This window comes from Brevundimonas sp., from assembly GCF_031082345.1.
Taxonomy (GTDB): Bacteria; Pseudomonadota; Alphaproteobacteria; order Caulobacterales; family Caulobacteraceae; genus Brevundimonas.
Genome location: NZ_JAVHLH010000035.1, coordinates 1 through 4,469, shown reverse-complemented (window position 1 = coordinate 4,469; position 4,469 = coordinate 1). Strand labels below are relative to the sequence as shown.

Below are 4,469 nucleotides of genomic sequence, written 5' to 3'. Positions count from 1 at the left end.
GGGCGTCGAAGATGCCGACCGACAGGGCGGCAGCGAACAGGACGAAGGCGAACTCTCCGCCCTGGGCGAACAGGGCGGCGCGCTCGACCGCCTCGCGCTCGCCGTGGCCGAACAGGCGGGCGACGGCGTAGATGGCGACGGCTTTCACGGCCATGAAGGCGATGACGCCGCCGAGGATCACCTCCCAGCGGGCGATCACCACGCCGACGTCCAGCGACATGCCGACGCTGAGGAAGAACAGGCCCAGCAGGATGGCGCGGAAGGGTTCGACGTCGGCCTCCAGCTGGTGGCGGAACACGGATTCGGACAGCAGGACGCCGGCGAGGAAGGCGCCCATGGCCATCGACAACCCACCCATGTCCATCAGCCAGGCCGCGCCGGCCACGACCAGCAGGGCGGCGGCCGTCATCACCTCGCGGCCGCCATAGCGGGCGAGAATGCGGAACACCGGGTTCATCAGATAGCGGCCGGCGAGGAAGACCACAGCGACCGCGCCGACGGCCAGGCCGATGGTCTGCCACAGGGGCGGCGTGGTCTCGCCGCCGAGACCCATGGCGCCCGCGATGACCGCCACGGCGGCCAGCAGCGGGACGATGGCGATATCCTCGAGCAGCAGGATGGAGACGCCGCGCTGGCCCCTGGGCGTGGGCAGTTCGCCTCGCTCCTCCAGGGTCTGCATGATGACGGCGGTGGAGCTGAGCACGAAGCCCATGGCCGCGACGAAGGCGACGGGGACAGACAGGCCGGCGGCCATGCCGGTCAGGGTCAGCAGCAGGCCGGCGGCGGCGACCTGGGCCGCGCCGAGACCGAAGATGTCGCGCTTCAGCTTCCACAGCCGCGACGGCCGCATCTCGAGGCCGATGATGAAGAGGAAGATGACGACGCCGAACTCGGCGACGTGGAGGATGACCTCGGGCTCGTCGAACAGGCCGATGCCCCACGGCCCGATGGCGAGGCCGGCGGCGAGATAGCCGAGCACCGAACCGAGGCCGAGACGGCGGAACACCGGCACCGCCACGACCCCGGCGGCCAGCAGGGCGGCCACATGGCCGAGGTCCAGTCCGCTTCCCGCTTCAGCCATGTCGATCCCCTGAGACTGGAGGACATTGTGGTGTCGCGCCGGGTCGAGCGCCAGTCCGACGTGCGCGTCAGGCTTCGTCAGACGACCTGCGGCCGGATTGCGGGGAGGATGGTCCGGTGCAGACTGACGCCACAGGAGCGACGCCGATGACGACCTATCCGCTGAAACGCAGCCTGGCCGCCGTGCTGGCGGTCGCCCTCGCCGCGCCGCTGGCCCCGACATCCGTCGCGGCGGGCCCGAGCCGCCCGGACCGGATCATGGACGGCGAGGTCTCGTACGAGAACTGCCGCGCCGTCGGGATCGAGCTGCCCTCCGCGCGGCGGGATGTCCCCATGAGCCGGGTGGCTCCAAGCGGCGGCGCCTACGCCATGACGCCGCCCCCGCCGCCCGCGCCGCCGCCTCCCCCGCCGCCGCCGGTGGCCAGCACGGCGGTTCAGGAGATCGTGGTCACCGGGGCCCGGGCGCAGCGCTCGGAAGCCGCCTTTGTGGCCCCCCCGGGCCTGCCGACCCCGGTCGTCCCGCCCGACACCGAACGCTATCCCGACGCGACCCCGAACCCCGTCCGGCGGGTGTCCGAGGCGCCGGTCTCGACCTTCTCCATCGACGTCGACACGGCCAGCTATTCGAACGTGCGCCGCTTCCTGGAAGAGGGCCGTCTGCCGCCCCCCGACGCGGTGCGGGTCGAGGAGATGATCAATTATTTCGACTACGGCTACGAGCGGCCGCGCTCGGCGTCCGAGCCGTTCGCGATCACCACCGCCGTGACGGCGTCGCCGTGGTCGGAGGGGCGGCAGATCGTGCACGTGGCGCTGCAGGGCTATGAACTGCCCGAGCGCCAGCGGCGGCCGCTGAACCTGACCTTCCTGGTCGATGTGTCGGGATCGATGGGCGGCGCCGACAAGCTGGATCTGGCGCAGAAGTCGATGAACCTGATCATCGACCGGTTGCGGCCGCAGGACACGGTGGCGGTGACCTATTACGCCGAGGGGGCCGGCACGCGCCTGGCCCCGACCTCGGGCGACCAGAAGCTGAAGCTGCGCTGCGCCGTGGCCAGCCTGTACGCCTCGGGCGGCACGGCCGGGGCGACCGGCATGACCAACGCCTACCGGCAGGCCGAGGCCAACTTCTCTCGCGACCGGGTCAACCGCATCCTGATGTTCACCGACGGCGACTTCAACGTCGGGGTCACCGACGACATGCGGCTGGAGGACTATGTCGCCGCCAAGCGCGAGACGGGCATCTATCTGTCGGTCTACGGCTACGGCCGCGGCAACTATCAGGACGCCCGGATGCAGACCATCGCCCAGGCCGGCAACGGCACAGCGGGCTATGTGAACAACCTCGAGGAGGCGCGCCGCCTGTTCGGCCCGGCCTTCGACCGCGGGGCCTTCCCGATCGCCGACGACGTCAAGATCCAGGTCGAGTTCAACCCGGCCCGCGTCTCCGAATACCGGCTGATCGGCTACGAGACCCGGCTGCTGAACGAGGCGGATTTCTCGAACGACCGCGTCGATGCGGGCGAGGTCGGCTCGGGCGCCTCGGTGACGGCCCTGTACGAGATCACCCCGGTCGGCGGGCCGAGCCAGATCCCCGACCGCCGCTACGACCAGAACCGGATCGGCGTCGGCGGCGGCGATCCGTCGGGCGAGGTCGGCTTCGTCCAGGTCCGCTACAAGCTGCCGGGCGAGCGGGACTCGCGGCTGATGCAGCGGGTGGCACCGAGCGCCGCCGGACGGCCGACGGAAAGCACCCGCTGGGCCCTGGCCGTCGCCGCCTTCGGCCAGAAGCTGCGCAACGATCCGTGGATGGGTGCGGGCTACGGCTGGGACGAGATCCTGGCGCAGGCCCAGGGCGCGCGGGGCGAGGACCCCTATGGCGAGCGGGCCGACTTCGTGCAGCTGGTCCGCGCGGCGCGGGAGATGGAGGCGCAGGCGCGGCCTTGATCGCAGACCTTGTCATCCCGGACGCCGCGACGCGGCGATCCGGGACGGCTGGCGCAGACGGGCGAGCTCCCGGAAATCGCAGCGCGATTGTCCGGGAGCAGGGTGGCCGCCGCGCCAGGCCTGACCAGTCTCCCGGATAGCTGCTCACGCAGCTTCCGGGAGACTGTCGTTGTGCCGTTGAGCGTCCCGGCTCTCCCCCCGGCTTTCGCCGGGGTTCGGCCGGGATGACAAGCCGCCGGAAGCGAGCCTCAGCGCATATCGGACATGGTTGCGGCGCCCCTCTCCCATACGGAGCGCGTTCCGGGCATGGTCGCCTGAATGACCGAGACCCTCTCCCCGAAAACCGCCCGCCGCATGGCGCTCGCCGCGCAAGGCTTCGGCCGGACGTCCCCCGCGGCAGCCGGCCGAAAGCATGTCAGGGACGTGGTCCGCAAGCTGGGCGTGGTGCAGATCGACAGCGTGAACGTGGTGTCGCGGACCCACTATCTGCCGGCCTTCTCGAGGCTGGGCGACTATCCGCGCGAGGCGCTGGAGGCCGAGGCCTGGGGCGCGCGGCGGGGGCTGTTCGAATACTGGGGGCATGAGGCGTCGCTGATGCCGATGGACCTGCAGCCGCTGCTGCGCTGGCGCATGGCGCGGGCCGAGGCGGGCGAGATGTGGACCGGGCTGTCGCGCTTCGGGCGGGAGCGGCGCGACTATATCGACGGGGTGCTGAAGGAGATCGAACAGCGCGGGCCGGTGACGGGGGCGGACTTCAATGACGCGCCGCGCGGGGCGCCGGGCTGGTGGGAGTGGTCGGACGGCAAGCGGGCGCTGGAGTGGCTGTTCTGGGCCGGACTGATCACCACGAAGACGCGGCGCGGATTCGAGCGGGTCTATGACCTGACGGAGCGGGTCCTGCCCCGGCGCATCGTCGATCTGCCGACGCCGGACGAGGCGGACGCCCAGCGCGAACTGGTGCGGATCGCGGCGCGGGCGCTGGGCGTGGCGACGGCGGCGGACCTGCGGGATTATTTCCGGCTGCCCCTGGCCGAGGCCAGGGCGCGGGTCGCGGAACTGGTCGAGGCGGGCGAGCTGACGGCGGCGACGGTCAAGGGCTGGAAGCAGCCGGCTTATGTGGCGAGCGGGGCCCGGACGCCGCGCAAGGTGGCGGGGGCGGCCCTGCTGTCGCCATTCGACAATCTGATCTGGACGCGGGACCGGACCGAGCGGCTGTTCGGGACGCGCGTGCGGCTGGAGATCTACACCCCGGCCCACAAGCGGACCCACGGCTACTATGTCCTGCCCTTCCTCGAGGACGAGGCGATCACGGCGCGGGTCGACCTGAAGTCGGACCGGCAGGCCGGCGTGCTGCGGGTGCAGGCGGCGTGGCGCGAGCCGGATGCGACAGCAGAGACGCCTGAGAGGCTGGCGGCGGAGTTGCGGCGGATGGCGGGGTGGCTGGG

General features: G+C 71.6%; 3 protein-coding genes. 2 read left to right on the top strand and 1 reads right to left on the bottom strand.

Annotated elements, in window-relative coordinates:
* The coding region (locus RDU12_RS03930) for a monovalent cation:proton antiporter-2 (CPA2) family protein (RefSeq protein ID WP_308684127.1) at positions 1–1,081 on the bottom strand (1,081 nt) is incomplete at its 3' end.
* A 146-nt stretch (positions 1,082–1,227) separates the two neighbouring features.
* Between RDU12_RS03930 and RDU12_RS03925 the strand changes: the two genes are divergently transcribed.
* Complete coding sequence (locus RDU12_RS03925; RefSeq protein ID WP_308684126.1) at positions 1,228–3,024, top strand: VWA domain-containing protein; 1,797 nt, start codon at positions 1,228–1,230, stop codon at positions 3,022–3,024.
* A 318-nt stretch (positions 3,025–3,342) separates the two neighbouring features.
* Positions 3,343–4,469, top strand: a 1,127-nt coding sequence (locus RDU12_RS03920) for a winged helix-turn-helix domain-containing protein (protein ID WP_308684125.1), incomplete at its 3' end; no start/stop codon positions are given.